The sequence below is a fragment of the Caballeronia eucalypticola genome, assembly GCF_047608185.1.
Lineage (GTDB): Bacteria > Pseudomonadota > Gammaproteobacteria > Burkholderiales > Burkholderiaceae > Caballeronia.
This window is the reverse complement of the sequence record NZ_JBLKRU010000050.1, coordinates 38,370-52,963: the sequence shown is the minus strand read 5'-3', so window position 1 is coordinate 52,963 and position 14,594 is coordinate 38,370. Positions and strand designations below refer to the sequence as shown.

General features: G+C 61.4%; 14 protein-coding genes. 4 read left to right on the top strand and 10 right to left on the bottom strand.

Annotated features, from left to right (window positions below):
• Positions 1 to 7 precede the first annotated feature (7 nt).
• The 9 genes from ACMX25_RS34380 to ACMX25_RS34340 all read right to left on the bottom strand — a co-directional run bounded on the left by ACMX25_RS34380 (position 8) and on the right by ACMX25_RS34340 (position 10,832).
• The gene (locus ACMX25_RS34380; protein ID WP_436231370.1) at positions 8 to 1,366 is read right to left on the bottom strand and encodes an IS4 family transposase; all 1,359 of its coding nucleotides are present in this window, start codon (positions 1,364 to 1,366) and stop codon (positions 8 to 10) included.
• 132 nt (positions 1,367 to 1,498) lie between these two features.
• The gene (locus tag ACMX25_RS34375; protein WP_414954348.1) at positions 1,499 to 2,848 is read right to left on the bottom strand and encodes an MFS transporter; all 1,350 of its coding nucleotides are present in this window, start codon (positions 2,846 to 2,848) and stop codon (positions 1,499 to 1,501) included.
• Positions 2,849 to 2,941: 93 nt separating this feature from the next.
• Positions 2,942 to 4,135: a CaiB/BaiF CoA transferase family protein gene (locus ACMX25_RS34370; RefSeq protein WP_414954347.1), complete on the bottom strand. Its 1,194-nt coding sequence runs from the start codon at positions 4,133 to 4,135 to the stop codon at positions 2,942 to 2,944.
• A gap of 104 nt (positions 4,136 to 4,239) precedes the next feature.
• On the bottom strand, positions 4,240 to 5,169 hold the full coding sequence (locus tag ACMX25_RS34365) for a LysR family transcriptional regulator (protein ID WP_414954346.1): 930 nt from the start codon (positions 5,167 to 5,169) through the stop codon (positions 4,240 to 4,242).
• 72 nt (positions 5,170 to 5,241) lie between these two features.
• Positions 5,242 to 6,645, bottom strand: a complete 1,404-nt coding sequence (locus tag ACMX25_RS34360) for an efflux transporter outer membrane subunit (protein WP_414954345.1) — start codon at positions 6,643 to 6,645, stop codon at positions 5,242 to 5,244.
• A gap of 8 nt (positions 6,646 to 6,653) precedes the next feature.
• Positions 6,654 to 8,228 carry a DHA2 family efflux MFS transporter permease subunit gene (locus tag ACMX25_RS34355; protein ID WP_414954344.1) on the bottom strand — a complete coding sequence of 525 codons (1,575 nt, stop codon included), beginning with the start codon at positions 8,226 to 8,228 and terminating at the stop codon, positions 6,654 to 6,656.
• Positions 8,225 to 9,325 carry an HlyD family secretion protein gene (locus ACMX25_RS34350; RefSeq protein ID WP_414954343.1) on the bottom strand — a complete coding sequence of 367 codons (1,101 nt, stop codon included), beginning with the start codon at positions 9,323 to 9,325 and terminating at the stop codon, positions 8,225 to 8,227. Before ACMX25_RS34350 ends, ACMX25_RS34355 begins: the two co-directional genes overlap by 4 nt.
• 63 nt (positions 9,326 to 9,388) lie before the next feature.
• The gene (locus tag ACMX25_RS34345) at positions 9,389 to 9,811 is read right to left on the bottom strand and encodes a MarR family winged helix-turn-helix transcriptional regulator (RefSeq protein WP_414954342.1); all 423 of its coding nucleotides are present in this window, start codon (positions 9,809 to 9,811) and stop codon (positions 9,389 to 9,391) included.
• A 124-nt stretch (positions 9,812 to 9,935) separates the two neighbouring features.
• Positions 9,936 to 10,832: a LysR family transcriptional regulator gene (locus tag ACMX25_RS34340; RefSeq protein ID WP_414954341.1), complete on the bottom strand. Its 897-nt coding sequence runs from the start codon at positions 10,830 to 10,832 to the stop codon at positions 9,936 to 9,938.
• 230 nt (positions 10,833 to 11,062) lie between these two features.
• On the opposite strand from ACMX25_RS34340, the gene ACMX25_RS34335 reads away from it, so the two are divergent.
• From ACMX25_RS34335 to ACMX25_RS34320, 4 genes are read left to right on the top strand one after another with little or no spacing between them, the layout of a single operon-like run.
• Positions 11,063 to 11,803: an IclR family transcriptional regulator gene (locus tag ACMX25_RS34335; RefSeq protein WP_414954340.1), complete on the top strand. Its 741-nt coding sequence runs from the start codon at positions 11,063 to 11,065 to the stop codon at positions 11,801 to 11,803.
• Between the two features lie 60 nt (positions 11,804 to 11,863).
• Complete coding sequence (locus tag ACMX25_RS34330; RefSeq protein WP_414954339.1) at positions 11,864 to 12,610, top strand: transporter substrate-binding domain-containing protein; 747 nt, start codon at positions 11,864 to 11,866, stop codon at positions 12,608 to 12,610.
• A gap of 31 nt (positions 12,611 to 12,641) precedes the next feature.
• Positions 12,642 to 13,307 carry an amino acid ABC transporter permease gene (locus ACMX25_RS34325; RefSeq protein ID WP_414954338.1) on the top strand — a complete coding sequence of 222 codons (666 nt, stop codon included), beginning with the start codon at positions 12,642 to 12,644 and terminating at the stop codon, positions 13,305 to 13,307.
• A gap of 2 nt (positions 13,308 to 13,309) precedes the next feature.
• Positions 13,310 to 14,089 carry an amino acid ABC transporter ATP-binding protein gene (locus tag ACMX25_RS34320; RefSeq protein WP_414954337.1) on the top strand — a complete coding sequence of 260 codons (780 nt, stop codon included), beginning with the start codon at positions 13,310 to 13,312 and terminating at the stop codon, positions 14,087 to 14,089.
• Between the two features lie 17 nt (positions 14,090 to 14,106).
• Here ACMX25_RS34320 and ACMX25_RS34315 read toward each other — a convergent pair whose 3' ends face one another.
• The gene (locus ACMX25_RS34315; RefSeq protein ID WP_414954336.1) at positions 14,107 to 14,547 is read right to left on the bottom strand and encodes a hypothetical protein; all 441 of its coding nucleotides are present in this window, start codon (positions 14,545 to 14,547) and stop codon (positions 14,107 to 14,109) included.
• Between the last annotated feature and the right edge of the window lie 47 nt (positions 14,548 to 14,594).

The window sequence follows — 14,594 nt, the reverse complement described above, 5'->3', positions numbered from 1 at the left end:
CATTCCCTTATACAGAAGTGTCGTCACCATCGTCGTCGCGTAAGAGGCGCAATGTTTTTGCAGCGACATGAACTTCTCGGAGGCCGAGCCAGATGGTCTTTGCTCCGGGTTCGCCATCGCCCTTGCGGCCAAGGAAACCTCCCAGGCGCGCGATCAGTCGCAATACTTCGTTGAGCTTCGGTTGGGCCGGCGCTCGGGTTTTCGTGAGCAGGTAGGCGGAGCGAATTTCATCGGGATCGAAGAACAGGTGCGCGTCCAGATCCGGGCAGGTTCGTCCGAGCCGCATCAAATAAGCCACACGCCAAGCCACCACCAGAAACAGCGCTAACGCGCGCTCGAGCCGTTCGATCGTGCCCAACTGAAGCGCCTCGACACGGCACGCGTTCTTCAGGATGTTGAACAAGATTTCCACTTCCCAGCGCGCTCGATACCAATCGATCAGTTCGACTGCCTCCTCCACCGTGCTGGCCGTGCGATTGGTCAACAGACGCCATTCGATCGGCTTAACGCCCGCAGGAGCCTCGAACTCGCGCGCGACCAGGCACGTCGCAGCGATGCACTTGCCTTTGCCCGCGGGCAACTCCACGCGTTGCACCCACAGATGCTGGCGCACCGTGCGTGCTTTGACGCCATGGCGCGAAGCCATCGTGAAGGCGATTTGCCCGACAGCTTCCCCACGGCTCGTGCGCTCCCACAGCTTGTCTCCCTCCGGCAGGCAGCGATTATGAGCGGCTCGTACCAGCCAGTCGGCCGGCGTGCCCAGCTCCTGCGCTCGCAACATCAGCGACATCAGATCCGCTTCGCGGTCGGCCACATACACCAAACGCGTGGAGGGCAGGCTCGGCGCCATTTCGGCAATGCGCTCATAGCCCTCGATCCAGCGCACACTCTCCTTGAGTCCGCCACGCTTGCCGGATTCGTCCTTCTTCTCCCGCGCCCACATCCACGCATCCAGAATGCCCAACGGCTCGCGCTGCGGCGTAACCGCGTAGGTCGGGTGCAGATACATGCCCCGCTGGGCTTCATAGCTCAGCGGCCCGAGTCCGATCGCGCCTTGTCCATTGAAATCCAGCTCTGATGTGTCCTGCACGCAGAGCACGACACGATGGGCCTGCATGCGCTCCTGCGTCTGCTGCCAATGCGGCTCCAAAATTGCATGCCATTCGACCTTGTCGTTGTCGAAGAAGCGGTACGCCGCCATCGTCTCGCCCCAGCCCTGGCATGCCTTGGGCACGCTGGCCATCGGGTCGGCCGCCATTCTTTCCATCAAAAGCCTCGCTCGCTTGTTCAGGCGCGCATCGCCGAGCTCGAGCTGTTTGAATTCCGTCTGGGTCCAGGGCGTCGATTCGGTGACCAATGCGTCCACTCAAAAAGCAAGAGTAAACGCGATCCGCTGAAAGTTTACAAGCGCAGCGCTACGTCATTGAAAGTAAACGCGTTCTTCCGCGCACGACGCCTTGGGCTACCAGATGTGTATAACCGGATGGATATAACCAGGTTAGCCCCGGGAAATGCGGGCCTCCGACGCATCTTTCTCGCGCAATATAGTCGGCAAACCGAACAGCAAAAGCAATGCGCAGGCGAGACTCATCGCGCCAATTGCGTAGAGCGCGGGTGTCGTGCTGCCGGTCAGGTCGCGAACCCGTCCAACCATTACCGGACTCACAATGCCGCCAAGTTGTCCAATAGTGTTGATCAGCGCGATGCCACCTGCCGCGCCCGCCCCCGTGAGGAGCTTTGGCGGCAACGCCCAGAACGCGGGAATTGAAGCCACCACACCCGCTCCCATCACGCCGAGCGCCACGATCAGGAAGCCAGTCTGTTTATCGAAGATACCTGCCGCGAAAAAACCGATCGCCGCCATCACCAGCAGGCCGCAAACAAACTTGCGGCGCTCGCCCGACGCGTCGGAGAGACGGCCCACCACGACCATCGCGATCGCCCCGCAAATGTAGGGCACGGCCGTCAGGAAACCGATGGTGGTCGGGTTGCGTGTGCCAGCGCTTCGAATGAGTTGCGGCGCCCAGAAATTGAGCCCATACGACGCCACCTGGATCAGGAAATAGATCAGTCCGAGCATCAGGAAACCACGTGTCCTGATTGCATCGAGTAACGAGCTGCCGGCGCCCGAGTGCGGCGCGTGTCGCTGAATACGGCTCGCCAGCAGTGACTTTTCGGAGGCGCTGAGCCAACCCGCATCTTCAATCCGGTCCTTCAGCACCTTGAGTACCAGCAGGCCGAGGACCACGCACGGCAAGCCGCCAAGCAGGAATAACCAGTGCCATCCGCGGATGCCAAGCACGCCGTCCATGTGTCCGAGGACCAGTCCCGACAACGGCGCGCCCACCAGCCCGGAGAAAGCCGAGGCAAGAAACAGCATCGACGTGATGCGGCCGCGATAGCTCGCCGGAAACCACAGCGTGAGGTAGTACAGCACGCCGGGGGCGAAGCCCGCTTCCATTGCGCCGATGATAAAGCGCAGCCCATAGAACTGCCATTCGTTGCCGACCAGCACCATGGCGCTGGTGGCAATTCCCCACGAAATCATGATGCGCGCGATCCAGCGGCGCGCGCCGACCTTGTAAAGCAGCAAGTTGCTCGGGACTTCGAACAATACGTAGCCGATCACGAAGAGGCTGGCGCCGAGACCGTAGGCGGTGTCGGAGAAACCGAGATCGCTTTGCAGTTGAAACTTCGCAAAGCTGATGTTGATGCGATCGAAAAATGCGAACAAATAGCAGATCATGATCAGCGGCATGAGTCGCCACGCGACCTTGCTGATCACCGCTTTCAAGTCGTTTTCGCTGTGTGCCTGCGGTACGGAAGCCGTGGCGTCGAGATCGCTCATGATTGTCTCCTTGCCGGACTGGCCTTGGCGCCGTCCGGTCATATGTGTTCTTTGATGGTGAAAGAAGGGGTGTGTCAGTCGCAGTGCCCGAACTTATTGCACAGCGCCCTCGCTGCGTAACCGTTCGACGTCGTTCGCATTGAAGCCGAGATCCGACAGTACGGAGTCCGTATGTTCGCCCAGCGTCGGTCCTTGCCAACGGACTTCGCCGGGGGTGTCGGAGAGCTTCGGAACAATGCCGGGCATCTTCACCGACACCCCGCCGGGTAACGCGGCGTCAAGCAGCATGTCACGCGCCTGGTAATGCGGGTCCGCAACAATATCGGCGACCGAATAGATCCTGCCGGACGGCACTTCCGCTGTATCGAGCGCGGCGAGCACATCGTCAATCGGATGATGCGTGGTCCACGCGGTGATCGCAGCGTCCAGCATTGCGCTTTGTGCGGCGCGGCCGTCGTTGCGGGCAAGCGCGGGGTCATCGGCGAGATCGGCGCGGCCTATTACGTGCATCAGGCGCTTGAAGATCGGATCGCTGTTGCCCGCGATCACAACAAAAGCGCCGTCTTCGGTGCGATACGTATTCGACGGCGCAATGCCAGGCAACGCACCGCCGCTGCGCTCGCGCACGTGTCCGAGCAAGTCGTATTCGGGAATCAGGCTTTCCATCAGGTTAAAGACGCTTTCGACAAGCGACACGTCCACGACTTGGCCGTCGCCCTGCCCGGTCTTTACGCGCAGGATCGACATCAACGCGCCGATCACCCCGTGCAACGAAGCCAGCGAGTCACCGAGGGACACGCCCGCGCGTGCCGGTGCGCCATCGACGTCGCCGGTCGTATAGCGGATGCCGCCCATCGCCTCGCCGATCGCGCCGAAACCTGGACGATCGCGATACGGGCCCGACTGTCCGTATCCGGAGATGCGGACCATCGTGAGTTTGGGATTGATTGCGTGCAGCACGTCCCAGCCAAGGCCGAGTTTTTCGAGCGCGCCGGGACGGAGGTTTTCGATCACGACGTCGGCGTCCGCGGCGAGACGCTTGACGACATCGACACCGTCCGGGGACTTCAGGTTGACGCACACGGACTTCTTGTTGCGCGACTGCAGATACCACCAGAGCGACGTGCCCTCGTGCAGCTTTCGCCATTTACGAAGCGGGTCGCCGTTATCCGGCGCTTCAATCTTGATGACGTCGGCACCGAACTCCCCGAGCATCCGGGCGGCGAACGGCGCCGCTATCAGAGTGCCGATTTCTATGACGCGAATGCCTGCGAGCGGTCCAGCCATGATGCTTGTCTCCCAAAATTTCTAGTCTGGAAGACAGCTTAGGAGCGGGCAACGCGCCGCGTCCAACCGCATTTCGCCAATGACCGTTCGCGAACGGCGAACGCTCAGGCTTCGTTCTGTTCCTGGTGCTCTACGGCGCACAGATGATCGAACAGCATCCGGCTGACTGGCGGGAGCCCGGCAACATCGCGTACCACGACGATCAGGTCGCGCTGGCTCCAGGTTTCATCGAGCGTAACGGCCGTCAGCCCGAGCGGGCGGCCTACTGTATTGAAGACCTTCAGCGGCAGCACGCTGATGCCTAGCCCCGTCTGCACCATGCGGCAGACGCCGTCGAAACCCGGCACCTGGATGCGCAACCGCAATGGTTTACCCGCCTGCCGCGCGGCCGTTTGCGTACGCAAATTGATCGAGCTGGCCGCATGGAGACCGACATAGTCGCTATCCAGCGTTTCGATGAACGTGACCTGCTCGCGGCCCGCGAGTGCATGATCTTCGCGCATCACCACGACCAGCGAATCATGCCTGTAATGCGAGACATCGAGGCCGCGCGTATCGGCTTCGCCTGAGCAGATGCCGACATCGGCGAGGCTGTCGGCAATGCCCTGCACCACGCCGCTGCTCGGGCGCTCTTCCAGGTCGAGCTTGATGCGCTCGTTCATCGAGAAGAATGCGCGCAAGTCTTCGGGAAGGAATTCGACGATGGCAGAAAGGTTCGCCATCATGCGGACATAACCGCGCACGCCGGCCGCGTGCTCGGCTAATTCAATGCCAATGTTCTCGACATCGCGCAGCACGCGGCGCGCATGATGCAGCAGCGTTTCGCCTGCGGGCGTGAGCTCCATGCCGCGTGCCCGGCGCACGAACAGCGATGCTCCCACGGCCTGTTCGAGTTCGAGCAAGCGCTTGCTCGCAGCCGATACAGCGATTGCCTCGCGCTCGGCCGCCCGGGTAAGCGTGCCCTCCTCGTAGACCGCGAGGAACAACTGCAGCGTGGTCAGGTCAAGCCGTCTCAAGAGGTTTTTGAGTGCCATCGGGTGGGTTCGGGCGGGTAAGCAAGGTGAACACAAAAGATGCCCGATGTTACCCGAGGCCTGCACCACGCCTTATTCTTGCTTTGCTTCGCTCCACCCGCCGCCGAGAGAACGGTACAGCGCGACCGCTGCCAGCGCGTGCTCACGCTTCGCCTGGTTCAGCGCATCCGAGTCCTCCAGATACGCTTCCTGCGCCGCGAGGACATCGAGGAAACCACTCGCACCGCCCTTATAAAGTTGCGTGGAGAGGCGCAGCGACTGGTCAGAGGATTGCAATGCGTCCTTCAAACGGTCCGCCTGCTCCGATGTGCTGACGAGATCGGTACGTGTGTCTTCCACGTCTTTAAGCGCCTGCAGCATGGTCTGGCGCAAGCGCAGATCGGACTCGCGCATGCGGCTCTGGCTCTGCTCGATGCCCGCTGTAATGCGCCCGGCGTTGAAGATCGGGCTGGTCGCATTGAGTGCCGCGCTAAAGAGGTTATCGGTGAGCGTGGGCAAGCCAAGATACGACGATGCCAGCAAACCGTCGGTCAGTTGCAGCGAGAACTTCGGATAGCGATCCGCTTGCGCGACGCCCACTTCCGCCGCGCGTTGCGTGAGCTCGGCGTAGGCACTGCGGACATCGGGACGGCGCAGCAACGCCTCCGAAGGCAGCATCTGCGGCACGGCGTTTGACGGCGTCGGGATGGTCCCGGGCGTGGCGAGCACGAGGGTATCGACGGATTCAGGCGTGCGCCCGGAGTACACCGCGATCAGGCTGAGCTGATGCTGCACGGTAGCGTCGGCACGCGGCAAGCGCGCTTGCAACTCGCTCAACTGGTTCTGTGCGCGAGTGACGTCAAGTCGCGGCGAAAGCCCGTATTGCATGCGTTCCTGCGTCAGCCGGAGTGCACGTTCCCGGATCGCGATATTGTCCCGCAGGATCTTCTGTTCACTTTGCGCCCAGCGCAGATCCACATACGCCGACGCCGTATTAGCCGCGAGCGCGAGACGCAGCGCACCGACATCGTGTTGACGGCCCGTCAATTGCGCCTGGGCCGCCAGCAGTTCAAGGCGCTCGCCGCCGAATACGTCGGGCGTCCAGCCGAGCGTCAGGCCAAAACCTGCCTGACGAACATAGCCCAGCGGCGGCGGCGTGTTCTGGCGCTCATCCTCTGCGGTAGCGTTCGCGTCAAGCTCCGGCAAAAGCGCCGCGCGACGCTGCGTCGTCACGGCCTGTGCCTGCTTTACCCGCTCCAGTGCTGCCTGCACATCCAGGTTCTGGCTCAGCACCGAACTCACCAGTTCATGCAACACGGGATCGCCGAATTGCTCCCACCACGCGGCGGCATCCACGGTGTCTTGGGGAGCGTCGGCGCTCCAGTTTGCGGGCGCTATTGACTGGACAGTCGATGGTAAATCCGCATGGCTCGCGGGTTGCACCGCGCACGCCGCGAGCGTCATGCTCGCTGCCAGTGCCAATAAAATCTTATACATGGTCGATCTCAATGAGCGTCAGGAGAAGGCGGCGCAGCGCCGATAGGCCGCACGAAAAGCACGCTGACGATGCCGACGGCAAAGCACATCGCGAGTACGTAGAAGGTGTCGGAGAAGGTCATCACGAGTGCTTCCCGGAACACCAGCGCGTGCAGGTTGGCGAGGCCCGCGTTAGTCGCGTTGAGCGCATCGCCGGCCACCGATCCCCAGTGCGCGAATTGCCTGGACAAGAACGCTTCGGTCTCCGGACTAGCTGTAGTGACGCGTTCGCTGATGCGCAGATAGTGGAAATTCAGCCGGTCGTTGAGCATGGTCGCGCTAACCGCAATGCCGATCGCGCCACCAAGATTACGCATCAGGTTGAACAGGCCGCTCGCGGACTTCAGGCGCGATTGCGGCAGCGAGCCCAGCGCCATGGTTACGATTGGCGGTACGGCGAACTGCTGGCCAATCCCCCGCAGCGCCTGTGGCAGCAGCAGTTGCTGCCAGCCCCAGTCGTTCGTGAGCGGCACGTAGAAATAACATCCCGCACCGAAACACACGAGGCCGAAGAGCAGACACCAGCGCATGTCGACGAGACGCGAGGCGAATGCATAAGCGCCCAGCGCAAGCAACTGAAACACGCCCACCGACAACAACGCAATCCCGATCTGCAGCGAATCCAGTTCACGCACGCGGCTCAGGAACAGCGGCGTGAGAAACACTGCAACGAAGATACCGATACCCGTTACGAACGACAGCAAACAGCCGATCGCGAAGTTCCTGACCGCGAGCGCGCGCAGATCGACAACGGGATCTTTTGCAGTGAACGCGTGCACGAAAAACAGGAAGCCGCAGATGGCGGAAATCCACGTACAGGTGACGATTACATCGTCGCCGAACCAGTTCTTGCGCGGCCCTTCCTCCAGCACATATTCAAGGCAGCCGAGGAACCCCGACATCAACGCGATGCCCAGATAGTCGCCCTTCTTCAATAACGACAAGTCGGGTTCGTCGATATGCACGAACTTCGGCACCATGATCGCCACCACCAGTCCCGGCACGAGGTTCAGATAAAACAGCCAGTGCCATGACCATTGCGACGTGATCCATCCGCCGATCACCGGACCGATCGCAGGCGCAAGCGACGCGAGCGCACCGATCGTCGTCGATGCAATCAGCCGCTGCTTGCCGGGAAACAGCACGAACGCCGTGGTGAAGACGGTCGGGATCATTGCTGCACCGAGCGCGCCTTGCAGGCCGCGGAAAATGATCATCGAATTGATGTCCCACGCGAGGCCGCACAGCATGCTCGTGATGGTGAAGCCGACCGCGGAGGCCACGAACAGCCAGCGCGTGGAGAACACTTTGGAGAGCCAGCCGGACATCGGGATCACGAGGATTTCCGCGATCAGGTAGGACGTCTGCACCCACGAAAGTTCGTCCTGGCTAGCCGACAAACCGCCGCCAATATCCTTCAGCGACGACGCCACTATCTGGATGTCCAGCGTCGCCATGAAGAAGCCCAGGCACATCAGCGCGAACGCAAAAACACGCTGCCTGGTGGGCTGATCGGCGGGATTCAGTGGAACGGCGGGGCTCATGAACGGCTCGCGCTGTCGAGGTGTACCTTCACGGTCGCAGAGAGGCCGGCGCGCAGGACGTCCTGCTTGTCCTTCGGTACGTCGAGGCGAATCCGCACTGGCACGCGCTGCACGATCTTCGTGAAGTTGCCGGTCGCGTTCTCAGGCGGCAAGACGCTGAAGGTCGCACCGGTCGCCGGCGCGAGGCTCTCCACATGACCCGGGAAGGTCCCGCTGGCGGCATCGAGTTCAACATCGACGCGATCGCCCACATGCATCTTCTTGAGCTGGTCTTCCTTGAAGTTTGCATCGACCCATAAGCCATCAGTCGGCACGATTGTCAGCAGCGACGCTCCAGTGTTGGCGAGCATGCCCACGCGCGCCGTCCGGTTGCCGACGTATCCATCCACGGGCGAGCGGATGGTCGTGTACTCCACGTTCAGTTCGGCAATGCGCCGCAACGCTTCAGCGGTCGCAACACGTGCACGGGCGTCGTCTATTTGTGCGGCAAGCACGGCGAGTTGCCGCTGCGAAGCGAGCGCCGCTGCGTTGCTGTTATCGAGCGTGGCGCGAGCCTTCAGGAAATCCGCATCGGCGCGTTCGACCACCTGGTTCGATACCGCTTCGTCCTTGACGAGCTGCCGGTAACGCACCTGGTCCGACGCACTGCGCGTGACTTCTGCAGCCGATGCCCGCACCTGCGCCTGGCTCTGGTTGATCACGGCGCCCTGCAACTGCTGCTTCGCTTCAAGTTCCGCGACGGCGGCGCGCGCGCCCTGCACGTCGGCATTGGCCTGCGCGAGCCGTGCGTCGTAATCGCGTGAGTCGAGCCGGATCAGCACCTGGTTCGCCTTCACGCGCTGGTTATCGGAGACGAGCAGTTCGGTGACGAAACCGTTGACCTTCGGCGCCATCACCGTGACGTTGCCGCCGACATACGCGTCGTCCGTGCTTTGAACGAAACGCAACACGGTGAACCAGTAGGTGGTTGCAGCGGCGATCACGACCACCACCGCGATAATCGCGAGCGGCATCCAGCCGAGTCGGAAAGGCCGCCGTGCTTCGCGCTCAGCCGTCGGCGCGGCAGTGGAGGCAAGCGGCGTGGAAGGTGTGGTCATCGGTGAGTCCTGTTGGTTGCATCGAATGGGTTATGCGGGTGCGTGGCTTTCTTTTCTGACGGGTCACTCGCTGGTCAGGCGAAATAGTTCGCGCCGCAGGCGTGCCGCCTGCCGGCGCCCGAACTTCGCCTCGAATTCTTCTTGCGCTGCCTGCCAGTGCCGCAGCGCGTCGGCCAGCTTGGTCCGGCCGCTTTCGGTCAGCGTCAACTGCAAACGGCGCTGGCAAGGTCCGCCCATCGTCGACATGACAAGCCCGTTGCGCAGCAACGGCTGCAGCACGCGGACCAGGGTCGTGCGCTCCATCACCATGGCCTGCGCGAGTTCCGCCATCGTCATGTCGGCCACGCGATCAAGCGCGGAGACGATGCTGAATTGCGTCGGCGTGATCTGTACCGCCGATAAATGCCGCTCGTATAACTGCGAGATATGACGCGCGGCTTGGCGAACCGCAAAACAATCGTCGTGTCGTGGAGGGCGTGTGTGCATGTGCACAGATTATGTGTGCATATGCACGTAGTCAACCGCTATTGTGCGCATCAATTAATGTCGAATCCGTTAACAATCGAAACGAAATCGATGCGAAATGAAGTTGAAAATTTTTCCGCCCCGCTCAGGTTTCAAAGAATTCCGCAGCGTGTTCGATGAACGCCCGCACCTTCGCCGGCAGCAAGGTGCGGCTGCTGTAAGCCAGGCGGATTTCGATTGCGCCATCGACGATCTCGAAGTCGTCCAGCAGCGACACCAGTTCGCCCGATGCCAGTTCGTCGCGAACCAGCGCGGCCGGCAACACGCCAAGGCCGAAACCTTCCAGCACGAGTTCGCGGTTGAGCACCGCGTTGTTCGATGTCACGTCGGCTTTCAGCGGCACCGTGATCTGTTCGCCGTCATTCAGCCGGAACGTGAGCACGGGCTTGCGGATCGACGCGTGCATGGCGACGAATTCAAGGTCCGCAAGCTCGGACGGATGCGTCGGCCGCTGCTTGCCTTGCAGATACCCAGGCGTCACCACAATGACGAGCGGAATGCGTTCGAGCAAGCGTGTGACGGTGGTGTCACTGGTTAACATGAAGGGCAGCACGACACCAAGGTCGTAGCCGTCCGCCACCAGATCCACCGGACGCTCGGTCAGGGTGACGTCGAGTCCGATCAGCGGGTATCGCCGGCGGAAAGTGGCGATCAGCGGGACCAGCCGGTTCACCGTTGCCGTCGTGTGCGCGACCAGCCGCAGCATGCCGGTCGGACCGCTCATGCGATCCGACGCCTGCGCCTCCAGCGCGTCAAGCTCATCCAGCACGCGGGAGCAGCCCGGGAAGAATTGCTCGGCGGTCTCGGTCAGCGAGATGTGGCGCGTGGTGCGATGAAAGAGCCGGTTGCCCAGCCGCTGCTCGAGCGTGGCGATGGCGCGCGACACCACCGGAGGCGACACGCCAAGCAGGTCAGCGGCGCGCGTGAAGCTTTTCGCCTCCACGACCGCGCGGAACACTTTGAGGCTTGTCACATAGTCCATGTCTCTGAGTCCATTTTTCTCGGTCCTTGGGCGTGTTGCGCTGGGATTTGCAATTTGCCTTGTGTCGCCAGGCAATGTTGTATCGCAACGCCCAGATTCTCCCGCAAGCCGGACTTTTTTGCCGATCATCGCGTCGCGCTAACGAGGAAACAAGCGGCGCTTCCAAACTATTTTCCCATCCAATGAGAATTGATTTCTTTCTTTGAGAATTGGCGAGAGAAACTTTCACCATGAAACCGCCGGTCAAATCGTCCTCCGTCATCGACCGCGTCCTCCACGCGCTGACCAGCGTCGCCCGGGCGGGAAGGCCTATCGGCGCGAAGCAGATCGCAGAGGATATTGGTGCGCCGTTGTCCACGGTGTACCGGCTGCTGGGCTCGCTTAAAGCATGGGGCCTCTTGCAGGAACATGCGAATTCCGGCTTGTTCGAACCGGGTCCGTCCAGCATGCAACTCGCGTGGGGTTTCGATCAGAACGCGCAGCTCGTGACCCAAAGCCGCGACGAAATCAGGGCGCTCGTGCAGCGGACCGGCGAGAGTGTCGGCTTGCTCGTGCCGATCAACGACACAGTCGTCTGCCTCTCGATGGTCGAAAGCGACCAGCCGCTGCGATGCTCGTTCGCGCGCGGCCGCACGCATCCGCTGACACGCGGCGCGTCGGCGAAAGCGCTGCTCGCCTTCCTGCCTGAAGCAGAAGCCGATGCCGTGATCGCCGGCAACACGCTCGACGACCCTGAAAGCGCCGCTGCGCTGCATCTGCAGCTGGAAGATATCCGCCGCCGGCGATTTGCAACGAGCGAGAGTGAAGTCGATATAGGCGTTTGGGGCGTGAGCGCTCCGCTTATATCGGATGCGGGACGACTGGAAGGAACCATCACCTTGATGGCGCCCGTTGCTCGCATTGCAGGACGTGAAGCCGAACTGGCGCAGCTCACGCGCGCGGCAGCAGACCGTATCAGCTACAAACTTTAAACCCCTCAATTCTCACTTCGCGCGTAGTCCAAACTATCCACGCCACCCAAGGAAACCAATATGAAACTGACCCAGATACTTTCCGCCCTCGCGCTCGCCGTTGTAGTCAGCGTGGCCGCCGCGCCCGCCGCCCGTGCCGCCGATGACACCATTCGCGTGGCAACCGACGCGACTTTCCCGCCGCTCGAATTCGTCAAGGACGGCAAGCGCACGGGCTTCGATATCGAGCTGATCGAAGCGTTGGCGAAGACCATGGGCAAGAAAGTGCAATGGGTGGATATCGACTTCAAGGGGCTGATTCCGGGGCTGGTCGCGAATCGCTTCGACGTTGCGGCGTCGGGTATCTACATGACGGACGAGCGCCGCAAGGTCGTCGATTTCACCGATCCGTACTACAAGGGTGGTCTTGTCGTGCTGGTGCGCAAGAACGACACATCGATCAAGACACCCGCCGATCTCGACGGCAAGAAAGTCACCGTGCAGGTCGGCACGAAGTCGGTCGCCTTCCTGAAAGACAACTTTCCGAAGGTGCAACGCTTGGAGGTCGAGAAGAACCAGGAGATGTTTGATCTCGTGAACATCGGCCGCGCCGATGCCGCGGTGACCGGCCGCCCCGCCGCTGTCGAATACGCGAAGGTACAGCCCAACGTGCGTGTTCTTGATAAGGGGCTGACGACCGAGCTGTACGGCTTCGCGTTGCGCAAGGACGAAACCGCGCTGACCGCGCAGATGAACAAGGCGTTGCAGACACTGCGCGCTAACGGCACCTACGACGCGCTCGCGACGAAGTGGTTCGGCAAGCAGTAACGCGACAGACCTTACCGGAGAGGAGTAACCGATGACGCTCGATTTTTCGCCCGTGTGGGCAGGCTGGGAAGCACTCGCAACCGGCGCTGCGACGACTATCGAAGTCACGGCTTGTTCGCTCGTACTGGGCTGCGTGCTGGGCCTGTTAGTCGGAATTGGCAGGCTCGCGCCGCAGCGCCGCGTGGTCTATGGCATCTGCACCGCCTATCTCACGTTCATACGCGGTACGCCCTTGCTCGTGCAGCTTTTCATCCTGTTCTTCGGGCTGCCGCAGTTCGGCATCATGCTGCCCGCGTTTGCTTGCGGCGTGCTCGGACTCGGCGTTTATAGCGGCGCGTATGTGTCGGAGATCGTGCGCGGTTCGATTCAATCGGTGGATCGCGGGCAGATGGAAGCCGCAAGATCGCTTGGGATGCCTTATCGAATGTCGATGCGCAAGGTGATCTTGCCGCAAGCGTTCGTGCGCATGATTCCGCCGCTTGGCAATGAGTTTATTGCATTGATCAAGAACTCGGCGCTGGTCTCCTTGCTGACGATCAACGACCTGATGCACGAGGGCGAGAAGATCATCAGCGTGTCGTACCGGTCGCTGGAGGTGTATATCGTAATCGCGTTTATCTACCTGATTCTGACGAGCGCGACGTCACTGGCATTGCGCAAGACAGAAAAAACGCTGCGTGCCGACGGGAGAGTCTGATCATGAGCACAACCCTCAAAGAGCCTATTGTTTCAGTCAGGCAACTGGCGAAGTCGTTCGGGTCCAACCGTGTGTTGAACGGTATCGATATGGACGTCCAGCCCTCTCAGGTGATCGTGGTGATCGGGCCAAGCGGTTCGGGAAAGAGCACGTTCCTGCGCTGTTTGAATGGACTGGAAACGGCCGAAGAGGGCACGGTCCGGATCTGCGGCCATGCGCTAGTTGACAACGGCCGGATGATCGATGAAAACGGCCTGAACCGGATCCGAAAGGACGTCGGCATGGTGTTTCAATCGTTCAACCTGTTCCCGCACCTGACCGTGCTGCAGAACGTCACGCTCGCGCCGCGTTCGCTAGCTCGCGTGAGCGCGGCGGAAGCTGACGCAGAAGCGCGCGCGCTGCTGGCGAAGGTCGGGCTCGGTCATAAGGCCGATGTATATCCGGGCACTTTGTCTGGTGGACAAAAGCAGCGCGTGGCGATTGCACGGGCGCTTGCAATGCATCCGCAAGTCATGCTCTTCGATGAACCCACATCCGCGCTCGATCCCGAACTGGTCGGTGAAGTACTGCAGGTCATGCAGGCGCTGGCGAGCGAAGGCATGACCATGCTGATCGTCACGCATGAGATGAACTTTGCGCGCGATGTGGCGGACACGATCGTGGTGATGGACCATGGCAGCGTGATCGAGGCGGGACCGCCGGAACAGATTTTCGGGGCGCCGCGCGAAGCTCGCACACGCAGCTTCTTGCAAGCGGTCTTGTCGCGCGAACAAGCGGCTTGAGCGGAAGCGCCAAGGCCTCAGGATGCGCCGGACTCGGCCGGCCAGGGCCACCGGCTAAAGCGCGATTCCGGCGTAGGTTCGTCTGACGGTGCGGGCAGCCCTTCGGCAAACCACGCGACCTCGGCTCTACGCTCACTGACATAACGCGCCCACCCTTCCGCGTTTCCTGCAAAAAGATCGTGCTGCACCGTCGATGCCAGCAATGCCCGGTTGAGGTCTTGATCGAGGAGCGTTTTCGGCCACAGGAAAAACGCGGCGGTCGCGCGTTCGTTCACCTGTTGCGGGGTCATGGCGGCATCGAGATATCCGAGCCACGTGAAAGTGGCAAGCGAGTCCTCGCGCGCTATTGCATCGCCGAGTGTGGCGTATCGCTGGCCGCCACGCGACAAGCACGACAGCGCCTCCAGCACATCGCCCAGATGCAGCAATAGCGCACGTCGTTCATAAGCATCTTTCATAACATCTCCAGATTCATGGGTCCGCGCCGATCCGTTCAAGAACAAAT